General features: G+C 71.1%; 16 protein-coding genes. 11 read left to right on the top strand and 5 right to left on the bottom strand.

Annotated elements, in window-relative coordinates; genetic code table 11:
* Positions 1-259: 259 nt before the first annotated feature.
* The 6 genes from ribD to ITJ62_RS18475 all read left to right on the top strand — a co-directional run bounded on the left by ribD (position 260) and on the right by ITJ62_RS18475 (position 7,547).
* Complete coding sequence (gene ribD / locus ITJ62_RS18450) at positions 260-1,336, top strand: bifunctional diaminohydroxyphosphoribosylaminopyrimidine deaminase/5-amino-6-(5-phosphoribosylamino)uracil reductase RibD (protein WP_228498782.1); 1,077 nt, start codon at positions 260-262, stop codon at positions 1,334-1,336.
* A 21-nt stretch (positions 1,337-1,357) separates the two neighbouring features.
* Positions 1,358-2,053, top strand: coding sequence for a riboflavin synthase (locus ITJ62_RS18455; RefSeq protein ID WP_194605278.1), 696 nt, complete (start codon positions 1,358-1,360; stop codon positions 2,051-2,053).
* Entirely contained in the window at positions 2,050-3,333 is a 1,284-nt protein-coding gene (gene ribA / locus ITJ62_RS18460) for a GTP cyclohydrolase II (RefSeq protein WP_191941495.1), read from the top strand. The genes ITJ62_RS18455 and ribA overlap by 4 nt, the downstream gene beginning before the upstream one ends.
* An 82-nt stretch (positions 3,334-3,415) precedes the next feature.
* Positions 3,416-3,886 (top strand): 6,7-dimethyl-8-ribityllumazine synthase, encoded by a 471-nt coding sequence (ribH, locus tag ITJ62_RS18465; protein WP_064294813.1) that lies wholly within the window; start codon positions 3,416-3,418, stop codon positions 3,884-3,886.
* A 203-nt stretch (positions 3,887-4,089) separates the two neighbouring features.
* Positions 4,090-5,436 carry an MFS transporter gene (locus ITJ62_RS18470; protein ID WP_137243440.1) on the top strand — a complete coding sequence of 449 codons (1,347 nt, stop codon included), beginning with the start codon at positions 4,090-4,092 and terminating at the stop codon, positions 5,434-5,436.
* Between the two features lie 182 nt (positions 5,437-5,618).
* Entirely contained in the window at positions 5,619-7,547 is a 1,929-nt protein-coding gene (locus tag ITJ62_RS18475) for an ABC transporter ATP-binding protein (RefSeq protein ID WP_194605281.1), read from the top strand.
* 43 nt (positions 7,548-7,590) lie between these two features.
* Here ITJ62_RS18475 and ITJ62_RS18480 read toward each other — a convergent pair whose 3' ends face one another.
* Positions 7,591-9,456: a phosphoenolpyruvate carboxykinase (GTP) gene (locus ITJ62_RS18480; RefSeq protein ID WP_194605284.1), complete on the bottom strand. Its 1,866-nt coding sequence runs from the start codon at positions 9,454-9,456 to the stop codon at positions 7,591-7,593.
* A gap of 123 nt (positions 9,457-9,579) precedes the next feature.
* On the opposite strand from ITJ62_RS18480, the gene ITJ62_RS18485 reads away from it, so the two are divergent.
* On the top strand, positions 9,580-11,037 hold the full coding sequence (locus ITJ62_RS18485; protein WP_194605287.1) for a helix-turn-helix transcriptional regulator: 1,458 nt from the start codon (positions 9,580-9,582) through the stop codon (positions 11,035-11,037).
* Here the strand turns inward: ITJ62_RS18485 and ITJ62_RS18490 are convergent.
* Positions 11,022-12,209 (bottom strand): DUF4192 family protein, encoded by a 1,188-nt coding sequence (locus tag ITJ62_RS18490; RefSeq protein WP_194605290.1) that lies wholly within the window; start codon positions 12,207-12,209, stop codon positions 11,022-11,024. The two genes, ITJ62_RS18485 and ITJ62_RS18490, sit on opposite strands and share 16 nt — an antisense overlap.
* Before the next feature lie 223 nt (positions 12,210-12,432).
* Between ITJ62_RS18490 and ITJ62_RS18495 the strand changes: the two genes are divergently transcribed.
* A complete protein-coding gene (locus ITJ62_RS18495; RefSeq protein WP_194605292.1) occupies positions 12,433-14,157 on the top strand; it encodes a thiamine pyrophosphate-binding protein in 1,725 nt (574 codons plus the stop codon).
* A 34-nt stretch (positions 14,158-14,191) separates the two neighbouring features.
* Positions 14,192-14,986 carry an alpha/beta fold hydrolase gene (locus ITJ62_RS18500; RefSeq protein WP_370582008.1) on the top strand — a complete coding sequence of 265 codons (795 nt, stop codon included), beginning with the start codon at positions 14,192-14,194 and terminating at the stop codon, positions 14,984-14,986.
* Positions 14,987-15,005: 19 nt separating this feature from the next.
* Here ITJ62_RS18500 and ITJ62_RS18505 read toward each other — a convergent pair whose 3' ends face one another.
* From ITJ62_RS18505 to ITJ62_RS18515, 3 genes are all read right to left on the bottom strand, one after another.
* Positions 15,006-17,276, bottom strand: a complete 2,271-nt coding sequence (locus ITJ62_RS18505) for an efflux RND transporter permease subunit (protein ID WP_194605295.1) — start codon at positions 17,274-17,276, stop codon at positions 15,006-15,008.
* Positions 17,277-17,354: 78 nt separating this feature from the next.
* On the bottom strand, positions 17,355-17,930 hold the full coding sequence (locus ITJ62_RS18510) for an isochorismatase family protein (RefSeq protein ID WP_370582013.1): 576 nt from the start codon (positions 17,928-17,930) through the stop codon (positions 17,355-17,357).
* A gap of 99 nt (positions 17,931-18,029) precedes the next feature.
* Positions 18,030-18,224: a hypothetical protein gene (locus ITJ62_RS18515; RefSeq protein ID WP_191941504.1), complete on the bottom strand. Its 195-nt coding sequence runs from the start codon at positions 18,222-18,224 to the stop codon at positions 18,030-18,032.
* Positions 18,225-18,285: 61 nt separating this feature from the next.
* Here ITJ62_RS18515 and ITJ62_RS18520 point away from each other — a divergent pair, with 61 nt between their 5' ends.
* Together ITJ62_RS18520 and ITJ62_RS18525 are read left to right on the top strand one after the other, a co-directional pair.
* Positions 18,286-19,149, top strand: coding sequence for an endo alpha-1,4 polygalactosaminidase (locus tag ITJ62_RS18520; RefSeq protein ID WP_194605302.1), 864 nt, complete (start codon positions 18,286-18,288; stop codon positions 19,147-19,149).
* 130 nt (positions 19,150-19,279) lie between these two features.
* Complete coding sequence (locus ITJ62_RS18525; RefSeq protein ID WP_194605305.1) at positions 19,280-20,185, top strand: LysR family transcriptional regulator; 906 nt, start codon at positions 19,280-19,282, stop codon at positions 20,183-20,185.

The raw sequence follows: 20,185 nt of genomic DNA on the forward strand, positions 1-20,185 counted from the left end.
TAGAATCGACAACACGTAACGTGCTCCGGGGTCGGTGAGAGTCCGAACCGGCGGTGATAGTCCGCGACCCGTGTCTCGCGCAAGCGAGGCCCGGTTGACCTGGTGGAACTCCAGGACCGACGGTTATGAACGCGTCTGCTCGCAGGCGGCGTTCGAGTCCGGATGGAAGGAAGCACGGGCGTCGGCCGATGGTCGACGCCGGCGAGCACCTGCCCGCGACCCCGGAACTCGTGTCAGTACCGACCGAGATGACGGACAGATGAGCGCAGGAACCGAGGCACCGCAGGCGAGTGTCCGCGAGGAGCAGGCCATGCTGCGCGCGCTCGAACTCGCCGCCAACGGCCCGGCCCGCGGCGTCAACCCCCGCGTCGGCTGCGTCATCCTCGACGCCGACGGCACCGTGCTCGCCGAGGGCTGGCACCGTGGAGCCGGCACCCCGCATGCGGAGGTCGACGCCCTGTCCCACCTCGCGTCCGGGGCGGCCCGCGGCGCGACCGCCGTCGTCACCCTGGAACCCTGCAACCACACGGGCCGGACCGGACCGTGTGCCGTCGCCCTCCTCGAGGCCGGTGTCGAGCGCGTCGTGTTCGCCGTGGACGACCCCGGCCACCACTCCGGAGGTGGAGCGGAACGACTCCGCGACGGCGGCGTGACCGTCGTCGGCGGCGTGCTCGCCGGACCTGCGGAGGACCTCCTCGGTGACTGGCTCACCAGCGCCCGCCTCGGGCGTCCGCTCGTGACGGTGAAGTGGGCCTCGAGTCTCGACGGGCGGATCGCCGCGAGCGACGGCACGAGCCGCTGGATCACCGGAGATGCCGCGCGCGACGACGTCCACCGTCGGCGGGCCGCCCACGATGCGATCCTCGTCGGCACCGGGACGGTCCTCGCCGACGACCCGAGCCTCACCGCCCGCGACGACCGCGGCGACCTCCTGCCCGAGCAGCCCCTGCCCGTCGTCATGGGCGATCGCCCGATCCCCCGGGACGCCGCCGTCCACCGCCACCCCCGGCCGGTCGTCGTCCACCACGGGCATGATCCGGCTGCGCTGCTCGCCGAGCTCCGCGCCGCGGGCGTCCGGAGCGTGTTCATCGAGGGCGGCCCGACCATCGCCACGGCGTTCCTCCGCGCAGGACTCGCCGACACGGTCCTCACCTACCTCGCCCCGGTGCTCCTCGGCGGCCCTCGCCTCGCGATCGGCGACCTCGGTGTCGACACCATCGGCGAAGCGATCCGCCTCACCACCGTCGGCGTCGAACCACTCGGCGACGACCTCCTCGTCATCACGACACCCGACCGCAGCGCTTCCGCCTCGGCCGTCCACGACCTCACCGCCTGACCCCCAGAGAACGGACCACCCATGTTCACGGGCATCATCGAAGAACTCGGCACCATCGTCGCCATCGACCACGGCGAGGACTCGGCACGTTTCACCGTCCGCGGCCCGCTCGCCCTCGAGGGCACCCGGCACGGGGACTCCATCGCCGTGAGCGGTGTCTGCCTCACCGTCGTCGAGCAGACCGGTGAGACGTTCACCGCCGACGTCATGGCCCAGACCCTCGCGATGAGCTCGCTCGACGGCGTCACGGTCGGATCTCCGGTCAACCTCGAACGCGCGGCCCGCGTCGGCGACCGCCTCGGTGGCCACATCGTCCAAGGGCACGTCGACGGCACCGGCACCGTCCTGGCCACGGTGCCCGGCGAGGCCTGGCGCGTCGTGCGCGTCTCGCTCCCCGCGGCACTCGCGCCGCTCGTCGTCGACAAGGGATCGATCACCGTCGACGGCGTCTCGCTCACCGTCAGCGCCATCAGCGCACCGGACGCGCCGGAAGCCTGGTTCGAGGTGTCCCTCATCCCCGAGACGCTGGCCGCGACGACGCTCGGCGACCGGGTCCCCGGCGACCGCGTGAACCTCGAGACCGACATCCTCGCCCGGCACGTCGAGCGCATGCTCGCATTCAGCCGTCTCGAGTCGGCATTCCCCAGCAGCATCGGCCAGGATCCGCAGTCCGCGGACCCGGTCGGCACCACCGCCACCGGAAGGGGCAACGCATGAGCATCGCCAGCATCCCGGAGGCCCTCGAGGCACTCCGCCAGGGCCGACCGGTCATCGTGGCCGACGACGAGGGCCGAGAGAACGAGGGCGACGTGATCCTCGCCGCGGAGTCCGCCACCCAGGAGTGGATCGCGTGGACGGTCCGACACTCCTCCGGATTCATCTGCGCACCGATGACGAACGAGATCGCCGACCGGCTGGCCCTCCCGCCGATGGTCGCGCTCAACGAGGACCCCCGAGGCACCGCGTACACCGTCACGGTCGACGCGGCCGACCGGCTCAGCACCGGCATCAGCGCCGCCGACCGCGCCCACACCCTGCGCGTGCTCGCCGACCCGGCGTCCGTGCCCGCCAGTCTGTCGCGCCCCGGACACATCGTCCCGTTGCGCGCCGTCGACGGCGGGGTGCGCGAGCGCGACGGGCACACGGAGGCGGCCGTCGACCTCATGAAGCTCGCGGGGCTGGTCCCCGTCGGGGCGATCTCCGAGATCGTCGCCGACGACGGCGAGATGATGCGCCTGCCCGGCCTCATCGCGCTCGGGGAGCGGGAGGGTGTGCTCGTCACGACGATCGCCGCACTCATCGCCTTCCTCGAGGAGAACCCCGACGCGGCTGCGGTCTGCGCCGAGGAACGCGCCGCCCAGGCGGCCATCCCCGAATCGTCGAACGTGTCGTTCGAGGTGGAGACGACGGTCCCGACGACGCACGGCTCGTTCCGCTTGCGCGCCTACCGCGACCGCAGGACCGGTGCCGACCACGTCGCCATCATCGCCGGCGACCCGCAGGCCACCGGCGCGCTCGTGCGCGTCCACTCGGAGTGCCTGACCGGTGAGGCGTTCGGCTCGCTCAAGTGCGAGTGCGGTCCGCAGCTCGACAGCGCCCTCGACACCATCCAGCGCCATGGCGGTGTCGTCGTCTACCTGCGCGGGCACGAAGGGCGCGGCATCGGCCTCGTCAACAAGCTGCGCGCCTACCGGTTGCAGGAGGACGGTCTCGACACCCTCGACGCCAACCTCGCACTCGGGCTGCCGGCCGACGCCCGCGACTACACGGCGGCGAGCGCGATCCTGACGGACCTCGGCATCACCTCCGTGCGCCTGCTCTCGAACAACCCGGAGAAGGAGCGACAGCTCACGAACCACGGCATCGCCGTGAGCGAGCGCGTCCCGCTGGTGGTCGGCGTCGGCCTGTTCAACGAGGGCTACCTCGAGACGAAGCGCGACCGCATGGGCCACAGCATCGGGTTCGAGCTCGCACCGGAACCACACCCCCACCAGTAGTTCAGCCGCCCCTCGATTCCCTCGAGGAGCGAGACCACCACCACCCCCTCGACGCACTCGGGGGACGAAGACAGGAGACCGCATGAGCGGCGAAGGATCCCCCACCATCAGTGTCGACGGCACCGGCCTCGACATCGTCGTGATCGCCGGCACCTGGCACGAGACCATCACCGACGGTCTCATCGCCGGAGCCGTCAAGGCCCTCGATGCGAGCGGGGCCAACCACCGTCTCGTGCGGGTCCCCGGGAGCTTCGAACTCCCGGTCGTCGCCAAGGCCGCCCTCGAGGCCGGGGCCGACGCGGTCGTCGCACTCGGGGTCATCATCCGTGGCGGCACGCCGCACTTCGAGTACGTCTCCGACGCCGCGACGAGTGGCCTCACGCAGGTCAGCATCCAGACGGGCAAGCCCGTCGGCTTCGGCGTCCTCACCCTCGACGACGAGAAGCAGGGGCTCGACCGCGCAGGGCTGCCCGGGTCGAAGGAGGACAAGGGGGCGGAGGCCGCCGATGCCGCCGTCGCCACCGCGGTCGTCCTCCGCGAGCTGCGCGGCTGACCCGACCAGAGGCGCATCACGCGGCATTCCGGTATCGGCATTCGCCCTGCCGGGCAACCGAATACCGGAATGCCGTACTTCGGCGTACAGTGTCATGGTCCTGCCACAAGCGGGCGAACCTCTGATCCTGCCGTCGTCGGCGGGCGTGCGCGACCGGTGCTGATGCTTCGACGGCGTCCATTCCCGAACCGAAACGCGCACGCATGTCTCTCGAAGCAACCCCAGTCACCAAGGCCCCGGTCAATCCGCGCTCCCGAGTCGTCCTCGCCAGCCTCATCGGCACGACGATCGAGTTCTACGACTTCTACGTCTACGCGACGGCCGCCGTCCTCGTCTTCCCGCACCTCTTCTTCCCGAGTGAGGACCCGACCGCGGGTCTCCTCGCCTCCTTCGCCGTGTTCGGCGCCGCGATGGTCGCCCGCCCCGTCGGCGCCGTCATCTTCGGGCACCTCGGCGACAAGCGTGGTCGGAAGGCGACCCTCGTCGGAGCCCTGCTCACCATGGGGATCGCGACCTTCCTCATCGGCCTGCTGCCGACCTACCAGCTCGTCGGCTGGGTCGCCCCGCTGCTCCTCGTGATCCTCCGCATCGGTCAGGGCTTCGCGCTCGGCGGCGAGTGGTCCGGTGCCGCCCTCGTGGCGACGGAGAACGCGCCGACCGGCAAGCGTGCCCTGTTCGGCACGTTCCCGCAGCTCGGTGCGCCGATCGGCTTCATCATCGCCAACGGACTCTTCCTGATCATCGCGGCGATCCTCCCGAGCGACGACCCGTCCATGCCGTCCGAGGCCTTCCTCGAGTGGGGCTGGCGCATCCCGTTCCTCTTCTCCGTCGTCATGGTGATCGTCGGCCTCTGGGTCCGTCTCCGCCTCGTCGAGAGCAACGCGTTCACAAATGCGAAGGAGCAGGGCAAGGTGCAGCGGTCGCCGCTCGCGAGCGTCATCAAGCTGCACTGGCGCAAGCTGCTCCTCGGCACCTTCTTCATGCTCGCCACCTACGTGCTCTTCTACCTGATGACGACGTTCTCCCTGAGCTACGGCCGCGCGCCGCTCGACGCACCGGTCGCCGGGCTCGGCTACAGCTACACGACCTTCGTGCTCATGCTCATCGCCGGCGTGGTCTTCTTCGGGATCTTCACGCTCGTGTCCGGTCCCTTCGCCGACAAGTACGGACGCCGCAAGACGCTCATCGTCGTGACGAGCGCGATCCTCGTGTTCGGGCTCGTCTGGGTCCCGCTGCTCGGCGCCGGGTTCACCGGGGTCATGATCTGGCTCATCATCGGATTCAGCCTCATGGGGTTCACCTTCGGACCGATGGGCGCTCTGCTGCCCGAACTGTTCCCCACGAATGTGCGGTACACCGGGTCGGGGATCTCGTACAACGTGTCGTCGATCCTCGGCGCAGCGGTCGCACCGTTCATCGCCGTCGCGCTGTGGAGCGCCGGCGGGGGCAGCCCGTTCTGGGTCGGCGTCTACCTCTCGGCGATGGCCCTGATCACGCTCGTCGCCCTCATCGTCTCCAAGGAGACCAAGGACGTCGACATCGACGCCTGATCGAGGCGATCACCGAGGGCCGGTGCGTGGAGGACATCTCCACGCACCGGCCCTCGGTGCGTCCGCGCTCGGTGCGTCGGCTTCGGGCTCGGTGCGTGCGACCGTCGCCTAGAGTTGAACCACGGTGCGCCGTCGCCATGGACGTCTCGGAGCCGCGCGCCGCACCTCGGAGGAAGAGCACCATGAGCACCCCAGCGCGCCCGGCACGCAGCCGCAACCCGTTCAGCCGACCGAAGGACGACGGTCCCCGCGCGAGCCTCAAGCAGCTCATGCCGTACATCTTCGAGCACCGCTCGATCCTCATCGTCGTCATCATCCTGAGCGTCATCGGAGCAGCCGCGTCACTCGCCCAGCCGCTCATCGTCAGCCAGGTGATCGGCGTCGTCGAAGCGGGCCGGTCGCTCGGCAACCTGGCGTGGCTCCTCGTCGGGCTCGTCGTGGTCTCCGGCGTCATCAGCGGGTACCAGCACTACCTCCTGCAGCGCGCCGGCACCGGGGTCGTGTACTCCTCCCGGCGCCAGCTGATCGCGCGCATCTTCCGGCTGCCGATCAGCCAGTTCGACACGCGCCGCACCGGCGACCTCGTCTCGCGGGTCGGCAGCGACACGACCATGCTCTACGCCGTCCTGACGCAGGGCTTCGTGGACGCCGTCGGCGGCGCCATCACCTTCCTCGGCGCGCTCATCGCCATGGCGATCATCGACCCCGTCCTGCTGGGTCTCACCCTCCTCGTCGTCATCGTCTCGGTCGTCGTGGTCGTCGCCCTGAGCGGACGCATCCGCGTCGCCAGCCGCGAGCAGCAGACCAAGGTGGGCGAGCTCGCCGCCGCGGTCGAGCGCGCCATCAGCTCCATCCGCACCATCCGGGCGTCCAACGCGACCGACCGCGAGATCGACGCGGTGGACGGCGTGGCCAAAGAGGTCTACGGCGTCGGCGTGCGGATCGCGAAGATCTCCTCGCTGGTCGTCCCGGTCGCCGGCATCGCCATGCAGACCTCGTTCCTGGTCGTCCTGGGCGTCGGTGGGTTCCGCGTCGCGTCCGGCGCCATCACCATCGCGAGTCTCGTCGCGTTCATCCTCTTCCTGTTCATGATGATCATGCCGCTCGGCCAGGCCTTCGGCGCGATCACGAGCGTCAACCAGGCGCTCGGAGCGCTCGGCCGGATCCAGGAGATCCTCGACCTGCCCGACGAGGGCGACGACGACGCGGCCATCGCCGCGCGGGTCGGACGTCCCGGGACAGCCTCCGCATCCGCTCCGGCGATCGAGTTCGACGGCGTCGAGTTCGCCTACCCGGACGCGGCGGTCATCGAGCGCGAACGGGCCGCAGCGGAGGCGCTCGCGACCGAGGCGCTGAGCGAGGGCACCAGCGCACCGGAGGTCGTCGCGGCCGATGCCGCCCGACTCACCGAGGCGCAGTCAGCGCTCGGTCGTCAGGTGCTCCGTGGGGTCTCCTTCGCCGCGATGCAGGGCAGACGCACGGCGCTCGTCGGACCGTCCGGCGCCGGCAAGAGCACCATCCTCGGGCTCATCGAACGCTTCTACGACCCGACCGCCGGTGCCATCCGCCTGGGCGGCGTCGACATCCGCACGATCCCCCGCGCCGACCTCCGGGACCAGATCGGGTACGTGGAACAGGACGCCCCGGTCCTCGCCGGCACGCTGCGCGACAACCTGCTGCTGTCGTCACCGGACGCGAGCGACGCCGACTGCGAGCGCGTGCTGCACGCGGTCAACCTCGGTGGGGTCCTCGACCGCAACCCGCTCGGTCTCGCCGCTCCGGTCGGCGAGGACGGCATCATGCTGTCGGGTGGCGAGCGGCAGCGCCTCGCCATCGCGCGCGCCATCCTCGCGGCTCCCCCGATCCTGTTGTTGGACGAGTCGACCTCGAGCCTCGACGGCGTCAACGAGCAGATGATGCGCGAAGCCATCGACGCGGTAGCGACGGGACGCACGCTCATCGTCATCGCGCACCGGCTCTCGACCGTCGTCGACAGCGATCAGATCGTCGTCCTCGAGGAGGGTCGGGTGGTCGGCGTCGGCACCCACAGCGACCTCGTGACCGAGGTCCCGCTCTACCGCGAACTCGCCAAGCACCAGCTCCTCGTGTGACGTTCCGCCCGCCCGCCCGTCGTCGGGCGGGCGAGCGGACACCTCAGGACCGGAGGCGGTAGCGCAGGGCGGCGAGTTCCGCACGGAGCGCGGCCGGGACCCGGTTGCCGAAGGTGTCGAAGAAGGACTCGGTGAGGTCGCACTCGGCGAGCCAGGACTCGCGGTCGACGGCGAACAGGGCGTCGAGGTCGGCGTCCGGCACGTCGATGCCGTCGAGGTTCAGCTCGTCGAGGACGGGCAACCGGCCGATCGCCGACTCCCGTGCGTCGACCTCGTGCTCGAGCCGCCGCACGATCCACTCGATGACCCGCGAGTTCTCGCCGAAGCCAGGCCACAGGAAGGAGCCGTCGGCGTCCTTCCGGAACCAGTTGACCTGGAAGATCCGCGGCGCCTTGCCGTGCTCGAGTGCACCGCCCACCCGCAACCAGTGACTCCAGTAGTCCGCCATGTTGTAGCCGCAGAACGGGAGCATCGCGAAGGGGTCGCGACGGAGCTCCCCGACCGTGCCCTCGGCGGCGGCGGTCTGCTCGGAGGAGATCGTCGCCCCCATGAACACGCCGTGCTCCCAGCTGCTGGCCTCGACCACGAGCGGGACGTTCGTGGCACGACGCCCGCCGAAGAGGATCGCGTCGAGCGGGACGCCGTCGGCCGCGTCCCAGTCGTCGGCGATCGACGGGCACTGCGCCGCCGCGACGGTGAACCGCGAGTTCGGGTGGGCCGCCGGGCGCCCCGACTCGGGCGTCCAGTCCTGCCCCTGCCAGTCGAGGAGGTGGGCGGGCGGCTCGGGGGTCAGCCCCTCCCACCAGACGTCTCCGTCGTCGCGGAGCGCGACGTTGGTGAAGATCGTGTTGCCCCACAGGGTGTCGACGGCTGTCGCGTTCGTGCCGGCGCCCGTGCCGGGTGCGACCCCGAAGAAGCCTGCCTCCGGGTTGATGGCGTACAGACGTCCGTCGTCGCCGGGCCGGATCCACGCGATGTCGTCGCCGAGGGTCTCGACCGTCCACCCGGGGATCGTCGGCCGCAGCATCGCGAGGTTGGTCTTGCCACAGGCCGAGGGGAACGCGGCGGCGATGTGGAACGCCCGGCCCTCCGGCGAGACGACCCGGACCAGCAGCATGTGCTCGGCCAGCCAGCCCTCGTCGCGTCCGATGACCGAGGCGATCCGCAACGCGAAGCACTTCTTCGCGAGGAGTGCGTTACCGCCGTAGCCGGAGCCGAACGACCACACTTCGCGCGTCTCCGGGAACTGGACGATGTACTTGGTGTCGTTGCACGGCCAGACCACGTCGGCCTGCCCTGCTTCGAGCGGAGCGCCGACCGAGTGGACGGTCCGGACCCACGGCTGTCCGTCGGCGATGAGCTCGAGGACGCGGTCGCCCATCCGCGTCATGATGCCCATGCTGAGGACCGCGTACGCCGAGTCGGTGATCTGGACGCCGAGCTGCGAGAGCGGCCCGCCGACCGCGCCCATCGAGAACGGTACGACGTACATCGTGCGGCCGCGCATGCTGCCGGCGAAGACCCCGTGCAGTTCGTCGCGCATCGCCGCGGGATCGCGCCAGTTGTTCGTCGGGCCGGCGTCCTCCTCCTGCTCGGAGCAGATGAAGGTGCGGTCCTCGACGCGCGCGACGTCGCGCGGATCGCTGCGGGCGAGGAAACTGTTCGGCCGCCACTCCGGGTTGAGCTTGATCAGCTTCCCCTCCTCGACGAGCTGGTGGGTGAGCCGGTGCGACTCGCTCGCGGAGCCGTCGACCCAGTGGATCGCGGACGGCTCCAGGAGGGCCGCCAGGTCGTCGACCCAGGCGTGCAGCTCGGCAAGGCCGCTCCGCTTCGGGCGCGGCACCGCTCGAAGCTCCGCGCGGGCGGCGGGAGCGGGTGCGGTGTCGGGAATCAGTGCTGCGATGGACATGCGTTCCTCCGGCGTTGGTGGGACGGTCAAGAAGTGGTCGTAGAGCCACCATGCGCCCGTATCGGTCGATCTTCACGGTCTTTCACCCTTCAAGATTCGCTGTTCTTTCGATACGGTGAAGGAATGACGCCGACTCCCGCATCGAACGCCGCCGCCGAACTCCTCACGCTCGGCCATCGGATCCGGCACTTCCGGACCCGAAGAGGCCTCACCCTCGACGACCTCGGCGAACGGGTCGGGCTGGCGGCGAGCCAGCTCTCCCTCATCGAGAACGGGAAGCGCGAGCCGAAGCTGTCGGTCCTGCAGGAGCTGACGGCCGCGCTCGGGGTCGACCTGACCGACCTCCTGTCGAAGGAGGCTCCGAACCCCCGCGCAGCGCTGGAGATCGAGCTGGATCGGCTTCAACGCAGTGCGCTCTACGGCGAGTTGACCCTGCCGATCGTCAAGCCGTCGAAGGGCATCCCCGACGAGGCCCTCCGCGCACTCGTGGGCCTGCACCGCGAACTGCAGCGGCACGCGAGCGAGGCGATCGCGACCCCGGAGGAGGCGCGGCGGGCCAACACCGAGTTGCGGGAGTGGATGCGGGAGCGCGACAACCACCTCCCCGAGATCGAGGAACTCGCGGAGTCGCGCGTGCTGCGCGCCGGGCACAGCACCGGCGCGCTCACCCACCGCACGGTGAGCATCATGGCGGAACAGCTCGGCTTCGACCTCATCTACGTCAACGACCTGCCGCACTCCGCCCGCAGCGTCACCGATCTCGAGAACGGGCGCATCTACCTGCCACCGGCCTCGATCCCCGGCGGGCACGGCCTGCGGTCCATGGCCCTGCAGGCGATGGCGCACCGCCTGCTCGGGCACCAGCGTCCGACGAGCTACGCCGAGTTCCTCCGGCAACGGCTCGAGATCAACTACTTCGCGGCGGCGGCGCTCATGCCGCAGACGGCCGCCGTGTCGTTCCTGCAGCAGGCCAAGCGCGACCGCAACCTGGCCGTCGAGGACTTCCGCGACGCCTTCGGGGTCACCCATGAGGCCGCGGCGCTGCGCCTGACCAACCTGGCGACCGCCCGGCTCGACATGCGCCTGCACTTCCTGCGGGTCTCCGAGGACGGGGCGATCTCGAAGGCCTATGAGAACGATGCGCTGCCGCTGCCCGTCGACGTGACGGGCGCGGTGGAGGGCCAGATCGTGTGCCGGAAGTGGAGCGCGCGGAACGCCTTCGCGCGGACGAACCGCACCACGGAGCTCTACCAGTACACCGACACCCCGGCCGGTACCTTCTGGTGCGCGACGCAGACCGGCACGACCGAGGCCGGGGAGTTCTCGATCTCGGTCGGCGTGCCCTGGGGCGAGGCGAAGTGGTTCCGCGGACGGGAGACCACGACGCGTGCGGTCTCCACCTGCCCGGACCCGACCTGCTGCCGTCGACCACCGTCGGACCTCGCGGACAAGTGGCGGGAGCAGGCCTGGCCGAGCGCCCGGTTGCACACCCACATCCTCTCCCCACTGCCGAGCGGCACCTTCCCGGGCGTCGACGACTCCGAGGTCTACGACTTCCTCGAGCGTCACGCGGCGGGCTGATCGCTCGGGGCGGCTACGCCGTCGCGTGTTCCCGGGGCGCTGCAGAACGCCCAGGCCGGGAGGTGCCCCTGGCGGATCAGCGACCCGACGGTCGCCGCCAGCGGGTGGTCCAGCTCCTCGTCGACCAGCTCGGCGAGGAAGGCGGCCGCGCGCGTGCTCTGACCGAGCGCCCACGACAGCCAGGCGAGCATGGCGAGCGGCGCGACGCGTGCCGACTCCGACGCTCGCGCCGCGACGCCGAGGAGCAGGCTGCTCGCCGCCCGGATGCGTTGCACGTCGGGATGCGGTCCGTCGCCGACCAGCAGGTGGGCGACCCGGTGGAACACCTCCGGGTCGTCCGTCCCGACCGGCAGATGCCCGTACGCGCGTTCGGCGTCGTCGAGTTCCTCACCCAGCTCGCGCCCGAACGCCCACTGCATGAGTGCGAGATCGCTCGCCCACGGGCGTGACAGGCTCAGCAACAGGAAGGCCACTTCCCGGGCGGTCATCCCCTCGACGCCGCGGGCGAGCGCGTCCTCGAAGACCGCAGGAAGGCCGTCGAGTCGTTCCACGGCGTCTCCGACGTCGATCCGCCAGGTCGTGCGGGCGCGATCGGCGGCCGCGTCGAGCATGGAGGCCAGTCGAGCGCAGAGCACCCGGTACTCGAGGTCGACGGCTGCGAACGTCGCCACGTCCACCGACGGGACCTCGGTCGTGACGAGCTCCCAGGGGAGCGGTGGGACCGGCGGGACCGCCGCCGAGGCCACGATCGCCGGCGGACGCCCTCCGGCGGGGAGTCCGGGGTCGAGGTAGGAGCCCCAGCCGTCAGCGGCCGAGCAGAGGGCGTCCTTGACCGTGAACCCCTGCGCGCTCGCCAGCTCCAGGATGGCGTCGGCGATCGTCCTGCCCGGCGGCTCCGCCCCGGCTCCGAACGCGTCGTCCGTATAGACCACGGGCACGATGGCGTCGACACCCGGGGCCCGGCAGGCGAACCCGAGGGCGCGCTCCGCTGCGGCGTCCGCCACCTGCCGGTCGACGTCCGTTCCGGCCGGCAGGTGCACCTGGAGTGCGCCGCGGCTGTAGCGGCCCGCGAACAGGACGACGACGAGACTCGATCTCGGAGTGCTTCCGACGAGTCCGGGGATGAGGGCGAGGAGGTCTTCGGCCGCGTTGGCCTGCACGATGTGGTTCATGGAGCCAGCCTCCGTCGAACCCGGGTCCGACTGTCCGGCAGGCGTCACGGATGTGGAGCGGATGCTGTCGCGGCCGCACTGTGCAGCGCGGTCGCCGCGGAGTAGAGTGTGCTCGTCAGACTCCGCAGCACGGGGGTCGTTGCTCGAAAAAAGGGCGATAGCGCGGCCAGCACCGGCGAGACACACACGGAATCCCATCCGTCCACGTTCTCGAAGGTCTCCCATGTCCGAACACGCTTCGTCGACCGTTCCCACGTCGATCCGCTCCTCCACCGTCTCCGCCCGGGTGGCACAGGCACTCAGCCGCCATGTCTCCGAGGTGTTCGGCGTCATGGGCAACGGCAACGCGCACCTCCTCGACGCACTCGCCGCGACCACGACCCGCTTCACCGCCATGCGCCACGAGGCCGGGGGCGTCGCCGCAGCCGACGCCTACGCCCGCGCGGGCGGCGGTCTCGCTGCCGCGACCGCGACCTACGGAGCCGGATTCACCAACACCCTGACGCCCCTCGCGGAGGCGGTGATGGCTCAGATCCCGCTGATCCTCGTCGTCGGTGACGCCCCGACCACCGGGGCCCGCCCCTGGGACGTCGACCAGTTCCAGATCGCCGCCGGGCTCGGTGCACCGACCTTCACCGTCGGTCGTGACGACGCCACCGCGACCACGCTCCGTGCCATCGAGCACGCCGTCCACCGCCGGACCGCGGTCGTGCTCGCGATCCCCTACGACCTCGCCGCCGTGGCGTCCGACGAGCCGCTGCGGGCGGACGGGACACCGCACCACCCGGCGCTCGTCCGGCCATCCCGCGTGGAGCCCGTCGCGCGGCGCCTGGACACCGCCGCCGCCGCCCTGCGCAGCGCACACCGTCCGCTCATCCTGGCCGGGCGTGGAGCCTGGCTGGCCGACGCCGGACCCGCCCTCGGCGAGCTCGCCGAGCGGCTCGACGCCCACACCGCGACCACGGCGCTCGGACGCGGGCTCTTCGGTTCCAGCCCCCGTGATCTCGGGGTGGCCGGCGGCTTCGCGACGGAGCACGCCGCGAGGCGCATCGCCGAAGCGGACGTCGTGCTCGTCGTCGGCGCCGGCCTCAACCAGTTCACGATGCGGTTCGGCGAGACCTTCGCCCACGACGCGCACGTCATCCAGGTCGACCTCGCCGACGCCCCGACGAACGCCAGGGTCGACGAGCTCATCCACGGTGACGCGGCCCTCGCAGCCGCAGGTCTCCTGGAACGGCTCGCCGACGGCGTGGGCTCTGGATGGGTCGCGTCAGCCGGTCCCGCCCGCCCAGCACCGCACCTCGACCGCGACCTGGGTGACGGCTCGTCCGGGGACGGGCTGTGCGCCGACGGGCGCCTCGACCCGCGCAGCCTCGCGCACCGACTGGACGAGCTGCTGCCGCCCGACCGCACGGTCGTCCAGGACGGCGGCCACTTCATCGGCTGGGCGCCGATGTACCTCGACATCCCCTCCCCCGACCGCCTCGTCATGGTCGGGACGGCCTACCAGTCGATCGGACTCGGGTTCCCGAGCGCCGTCGGTGCCGCGGCGGCCGGGCACACGGGCACCACCGTCCTGTGCACCGGCGACGGCGGCGGCCTCATGGCGCTCCCCGACCTCGACACCGTCATCCGCACGGTGCCGAGCGGCGTGATCGTGGTCTTCAACGACGCCGCCTACGGAGCCGAGGTCCACCAGTACGGCTCGCGTGGACTCGACCAGACCCCGATGCTCATCGACGAGGTCGACTTCGCCGCCCTCGCGCGGGCCTTGGGTGGCCAGGGCGTGACGATCGACACGCTCGCGGACCTCGACGGACTCACCGACTGGGTCCACGCCGGGGCGCAGGGCGTCCTGCTGCTCGACTGCCGCATCTCCACGAGCGTCGTCGCCCCGTACCTCTCCGAGATGATGCAGCAGGGACCACGACCGGTCGCCGTCGACTGAGCCTGCGCGGCGCCACCGCGGGTATCGTTGACGGGTGCTTCCTCAGCCTGCCCCGACCGCACCCACCTACGTCATGTCGACGGACGGCATCCGGATCGCGACGTACCTCCACGAACCGGCTCCGGGCACAGGCGACCTCGGCACGATCGTCGCGGTGCACGGCTTCGCCTCGAGCGCCGGACTCAACTGGGACCTCGCCGGTTGGACACGCACGCTGACGCGCGCCGGGTACCGCCTGCTGACCCTCGACCAACGCGGTCACGGAGCCTCCGACAAACCGACGGATCCCGCCGCATACCGACTCGACATCCTCGTCGACGACGTCCTGTCCGTCCTCGACGGCTACGGCGTCGACGAGCCGCACTACCTCGGGTACTCGCTGGGCTCCCGGGTGGGTTGGCGGTTGGGTGTCCGGCACCCCGACCGCGTGCGCTCGCTCAGCCTCGGCGGTCTCCCCGAGGGCGACTCACTCCGCGACTTCGACCTGGAGACGGCCCGTCACCACGTGAGGACCGGGACGACGATCACCCACGCCCTCACCGACACGTACGTGACGATGGCCGAGGGCGTCCCTGGCAACGACGTGGAGGCCCTCATCGCCCTGGTGGAAGGCCTGCGCGGAGGGCCACAGCCGAGCACGGCCGAGGTGCCACCGCTGCCGATGTTGCTCGTGACCGGAGACGACGACGCGGTCGCCGCCGGGAGTCGGCGGCTCGCGGAAGCCGCCGATGCCCGCTACGTGGGGCTGCCCGGCCGCGAGCACTTCAACGCGGTCTCGTCGCGGGCGTTCAAGGACGCCGTGCTGGAATTCCTCGCCGAGCAGGGGTAGCCGGTCGCGTCCGCCTCGGTCAGGCCGCGTGCCGGTGCTCGACCCGACCCTTCGCGAGCTTCGACGGCCACCAGATGGCGCTCCCGATGTCGTGGCTGAGGGCTGGGACGAGCAGCGTCCGGACGATGATCGTGTCGAGGAGGACCCCGAACGCCACGATGAACGCGATCTGCGCGAGGAACAGGATCGGGATGACGCCCAGCGCCGCGAACGTGGCCGCGAGCACGAGTCCGGCCGAGGTGATCACGCCACCCGTGATCGCCAGGCCCCGCAGTACGCCGGCCCTCGTTCCCACTCGGAGCGACTCCTCCCGGACCCTCGTCATGAGGAAGATGTTGTAGTCGATCCCGAGCGCCACGAGGAAGACGAAGCCGTAGAGCGGCACACTCGGGTCCGCGCCCGGGAACCCGAGCACGTGGGTGAACACGAGCGCGGAGACCCCGAGGGCCGCCCCGAAGGACACCACCACGCTGAGGATCAGCAGCACCGGGGCGAGCACTGAGCGGAGCAGCAGCATGAGGATGAGGAGGATGACGGCGAGCACCACGGGGATGATGAGGTTCCGGTCGTGGATGGACGCGTCGTTCGAGTCGATGGCGGTCGCCGTGACGCCGCCGACCGGTGTGTGGGTGCCGACCTCGGCGTCGAGGGTCGAGCGCAGTTGTCGCACGCTCTCCTCCGCCGTCGTCGAGTCCGGTGCCGCGTCGAGCGTCGCCTGGAGCAGGATGCGGCCGTCGTCGACCGTCGGTTCGGCGGACGCCACCGGGGTCCCGGGGGGCCCCGCGGCGGGAGCCGTGAACACCGCCTCCCCGTCGCTCACCGTCGCATCCGCGGTGCCCGTCGCGGAGTCGCTCGACAGCACCTGGACGCTGTCGAGACCGTCCGCCTCCTCGAGGATCCCGATGACCTGCGCGGCATCGCCCTCCTGCGTGAGGATGTACACGGGGCTCGCCGAGCCGGCCGGGAAGTGCTCGCCGAGGGCGGCCTGACCGTCACGGGCCTCGGACGTGCCGAGGATGAGGTCGCTCTGGGCGACGCCGTCCGCCTTGAGCTGGAAGACCCCGAGGCTCGCGACCAGGAGGAGCAGGGTGCTCCCGATCCAGACGACGCGGGCGTGGCGGGAGATGAGGCGGGCGATCCCACCCCACAGACCGGTGGTCGGCACGGCGGTGTCGTCGGTCGACGAGGCGCGCACACGGTGCTCGCTCCCGTGCTTCGGGCGCAGCGGCCAGAACGAGGTGCGACCGCAGGCCAGCAGGAGCGCGGGCAGGAAGGTGAGCGCCGCGAGGACCGAGAAGACGATCCCGATCGAGGCGACCGGCCCGAGCGCCTTGTTCGAGTTCAGGTCGCTGAGCAGCAGGCAGAGCAGACCGGCGATGACGGTGCCGCCCGACGCGACGATCGGTTCGAACGATCCACGGAGCGCCGCCCACGTCGCGTCCCACCGCCGCTCGTGGTCGCGGAGCGCCTCCCGGTACCGCGAGACGTAGAGCAGCGAGTAGTCGGTCGCCGCACCGATCACGAGGATGAAGAGGATGCCCTGCACCTGGCCGTTCAGCAGGACGACGCCGGCCTTCGCGAGCCACCACACGGTGAGGAGTGCGGTGCAGAGGGCGAACAGCGAGGTGCCGAGCACGAGGAACGGGAGGACCGGCGAGCGGTACACGACGATGAGGATGAGGAAGACGGCGCCGAGCGCGGTCAGGAGGAGGATGCCGTCGATGCCGGCGAAGGCGTCGGTGAGGTCCGCCGCGAACCCCGCCGGGCCGGTGACGAAGACGTCGAGGCCTGCCGGGGCGGCTTCGGCGAGCTGCGCACGGAGGGCCTCGACGACGTCGCCGACCTCCGCGTCGCCGCTGATCGGGACGAAGACCTCGACCGCGTCGCCGTCCTCGGAGGGGATGGCCGGAGAGACGCCGTCGGCGACGCCCTCGGTGGAGGACAGGGCTGAGAGCTCGTCGTCGATCGCCGCCCGGTCCTCGTCGGTGATCCCGCCGTCGCGGACGAACAGCACGAGGGCCGGGATGTCGTCGCCCTCGCGGAACCCGTCGAGTGCCGTCTGGACCTCGGTCGCGTCCGCGCTCGCGGGGAGGAAGCTCGTCTGGTCGTTGGTCGCGACCTCGCTCACCTTCCCGAAGTACGGACCGCCGACGCCGGCGGCCGTGAGCCAGAGGAGGATGAGGACCGCGGGGAGCACGACCCGCAGCCACCGCGGCGCACCCGCACGGTCCCGCTGCTGCGTCCGGGTGCCCTCGTCCGTCTGCGTTCCGCCGTGTCGTCCGTGCGTCATGCGTGCGCCCCGTTCTCGCCCTGCTCGAAATAATATGCAGCTAGCTTACTATCTGCGTCGGGTGCCCGGCGACGGAGTTCAGGCGGGGACGACGACTCCCCCGGCTTCGGCGATCTCGGCGAGCGCCGCATCCCCGGCGGCCCGGTCGACGGGCGCGACGAGACCTGCGAGGACGCGGACCTGCAGGCCGTGCTCGATGGCGTCGAGCGCACTCCGGCGGACGCAGTAGTCGGTCGCGAGACCCACGACGTCGACCTCCGTGATGCCGGCATCCGTGAGGACCTCGTCGAGGCTCCGACCCTCCGGCGTCACGCCCTCGAAGATCGAGTATCCGTGGGCGCCCTGCCCCTTGCGGATGTGGGTGTCGACGCTCTTGGTGTCGAGCGCGTGGTGGTACTCGGCGCCTGCACTCCCCGCGACGCAGTGCACCGGCCAGTTCGTCACGTAGTCGGGCTCACCCGTCGCGAAGTGACCGTCGTTGTCGCCCTCGGCGTCGTGCCAGTCGCGTGAGGCGAACACGTGCGCGTACTCGTCCCCGTGCTCGGCCAACAGCTGCGTGACCCCCGCGGCGACGGCCTCGCCGCCGTTCACGCCGAGCGCACCGCCCTCGGTGAAGTCGTTCTGTACGTCGATGATGAAGAGCGCGCGCGCCACGATGCCTCCGGGTTGTCGTCGTCCCTCCTCGGTGGAGGTGGGTTCCATCGAGGGTAACGCCGGGGAACCGACCGGGTCAGGTGGTTGCGCCGTCGTGGTTCAGAGCCGACGTGCGCGCTCCTTGCGGCGGTCGAAGAACTGGAGACCGATGTTCACACCCATGACGACGGTGCCGAGGAGCATGGACACGAGCCCGGCGATCCGGAACCCGACCGGCAGCTCCAGGAGCAGCGCGAAGACGACCCCGAGCACGATGAGCGCGGCACCCGCGGAGAACAACACCAGATACTTCATGCCCCCAACGGTACCGGCTGAGCGGCGGCCCCGGGACGGGACCGCGACCTAGGCTGGAGCCATGACCCGTCCTCCCCGTCGCGCGCACCTGCTCATCGCGGCGGGCGCCGCCCTCCTGCTCGCGGCCACCGCCGCCGGCTGCTCCACCTTCCCGAACGGTGCACCCTCCAGCGCCGAGTCGACCCCGTCGGCGGGCGGGTTCCCCACGGACGTCGTCTTCGACTACCAGCTGGGTGGCGGCTACGAGCCGGCGGCCGGCGTGGGCGGCGTCGCCCGCGACAGCACCGACTCCCCCGACCCCGACCGGTACTCCATCTGCTACGTCAACGGGTTCCAGAGCCAGCCGGCCGATCGCGACGCCTGGCTGGCCGAGCCGGACCTCGTCCTCACCGACGACGCCGGTGAACCGGTCATCGACGAGAACTGGCCCGACGAACTCATCTTCGACCTCTCCACCGACGACCGTCGCGCGCGCATCGCCGAGCGGGTCGGTGCGAGCATCACCCGCTGCGCGGAGGCCGGCTTCGACGCCGTCGAGATCGACAACCTCGACTCGTACACCCGGTCCGACGGTCGACTCACCGTGGAGGACGCGATCGCCCTCGCCACCCGGTACGCCGACCTCGCCCACGACGCGGGCCTCCTCATCGGGCAGAAGAACGCCGCCGAGCTCGGCACGCGAGGCCGGGACGACGTCGGGTTCGACTTCGCCGTCGCGGAGGAGTGCCACCGCTTCGACGAGTGCGCCACCTACACCGAGGTCTACGGAGGCGCCGTGCTGGACATCGAGTACACCGACGACCTGCGCGGCACCTTCGACGAGGTGTGCGCCGATCCGCAGGTCCCGTTCTCCACGATCCTGCGCGACCGCGACCTCCGGACGGCCGACGACCCAGCCCACGTCTTCGACGCCTGCGCTCGGTAGGCCCCGGCAGGAGATCCGCTCCGGGGCTGGAGCCCCCGCGGCGAAGCGTCCTGCTGCGGGGTGGATCCCGGCGCCCAGGCATCTCCAGCAGGTGTCGGTAGCGTGGAGGCATGATCCGGACCCACGACGCATGAACCTGGAGCAATTGGAGGCGGTCGTCGCGGTCGTCGACTACGGATCGTACGCCGCAGCAGCCGACGTCCTCCGGATCTCGCAGCCCTCGCTCACGAGGCGCATCCAACGCTGTGAGACGGACCTCGGGCTCGCGCTCTTCACCCGGGTCGGTCGGCGCATGCAGGTCACCGACGCCGGACGGTCCGTGCTCGGCCCGGCGAGGCGGATGCTGCAGGAGGCGAACGGGCTCCGTGCACTCGCCGACGCCCAGCAGGCGCTCACCGCCGGCACGCTCCGGATCGGTGCGCTCCCCTCGCTCGTCGCGACCCATGTCCCGGAGCTCGTCGCCCGGTTCCACGCCGCGCACCCCGATGTCCGCATCGAGGTCACGGGCGCCGTCGACTCCGCCGAACTGCTCGAAGCCGTCGACCTCGGGCGCATCGACCTCGGTGTGGCCGATGTGGCCACCGCCGGCCCCGGTGTCGAGGTGCGGCTCCTGGAGGAACAGCGGTTCGCGATCGTCCTCCCCGGCCTGAGGACCGTCGCCGAGCGCGAGGCCGAGCACACGCCGCCGACCATCACCGGCGACGAGCTGGCTGCGCACACCCTGGTGACCCTCCCGCGCGGGACGTCGATGCGCGCCGTGACCGACGAGGCCTACGCCCGCTTCGGCGTGCAGCCACCGCGGGTCATCGTGACCACCCAGCGCGACGCGCTCACGCGGTTCGCGACCGCCGGCGTCGGGCTGACCGTGGTCCCCGAGCGTCTCGCCGACTGGGCTGCGGCGAACGGCGCCCGGGTCCGCCGGTTCCCGACACCGGTCACGAGGAGCATCGGCCTGCTCGTGCGCCACGACAGCCTCGGGACACCCGCCGTGAGTGCCTTCCTCCGCTTGGCTGAGCGGGTCCCACCCGGGGACTGA

The organism is Plantibacter sp. VKM Ac-2876 (assembly GCF_015350715.1).
GTDB classification, from domain to species: domain Bacteria; phylum Actinomycetota; class Actinomycetes; order Actinomycetales; family Microbacteriaceae; genus Plantibacter; species Plantibacter auratus.

Excerpts from the sequence above, each read along its gene's own strand:
- ribD (WP_228498782.1), top strand. The coding sequence starts at position 260 with ATGAGCGCAGGAACCGAGGCACCGCAGGCGAGTGTCCGCGAGGAGCAG.
- ITJ62_RS18455 (WP_194605278.1), top strand. The coding sequence starts at position 1,358 with ATGTTCACGGGCATCATCGAAGAACTCGGCACCATCGTCGCCATCGAC.
- ribA (WP_191941495.1), top strand. The coding sequence starts at position 2,050 with ATGAGCATCGCCAGCATCCCGGAGGCCCTCGAGGCACTCCGCCAGGGC.
- ribH (WP_064294813.1), top strand. The coding sequence starts at position 3,416 with ATGAGCGGCGAAGGATCCCCCACCATCAGTGTCGACGGCACCGGCCTC.
- ITJ62_RS18470 (WP_137243440.1), top strand. The coding sequence starts at position 4,090 with ATGTCTCTCGAAGCAACCCCAGTCACCAAGGCCCCGGTCAATCCGCGC.
- ITJ62_RS18475 (WP_194605281.1), top strand. The coding sequence starts at position 5,619 with ATGAGCACCCCAGCGCGCCCGGCACGCAGCCGCAACCCGTTCAGCCGA.
- ITJ62_RS18480 (WP_194605284.1), bottom strand. The coding sequence starts at position 9,456 with ATGTCCATCGCAGCACTGATTCCCGACACCGCACCCGCTCCCGCCGCC.
- ITJ62_RS18485 (WP_194605287.1), top strand. The coding sequence starts at position 9,580 with ATGACGCCGACTCCCGCATCGAACGCCGCCGCCGAACTCCTCACGCTC.
- ITJ62_RS18490 (WP_194605290.1), bottom strand. The coding sequence starts at position 12,209 with ATGAACCACATCGTGCAGGCCAACGCGGCCGAAGACCTCCTCGCCCTC.
- ITJ62_RS18495 (WP_194605292.1), top strand. The coding sequence starts at position 12,433 with ATGTCCGAACACGCTTCGTCGACCGTTCCCACGTCGATCCGCTCCTCC.
- ITJ62_RS18505 (WP_194605295.1), bottom strand. The coding sequence starts at position 17,276 with ATGACGCACGGACGACACGGCGGAACGCAGACGGACGAGGGCACCCGG.
- ITJ62_RS18515 (WP_191941504.1), bottom strand. The coding sequence starts at position 18,224 with ATGAAGTATCTGGTGTTGTTCTCCGCGGGTGCCGCGCTCATCGTGCTC.
- ITJ62_RS18520 (WP_194605302.1), top strand. The coding sequence starts at position 18,286 with ATGACCCGTCCTCCCCGTCGCGCGCACCTGCTCATCGCGGCGGGCGCC.
- ITJ62_RS18525 (WP_194605305.1), top strand. The coding sequence starts at position 19,280 with ATGAACCTGGAGCAATTGGAGGCGGTCGTCGCGGTCGTCGACTACGGA.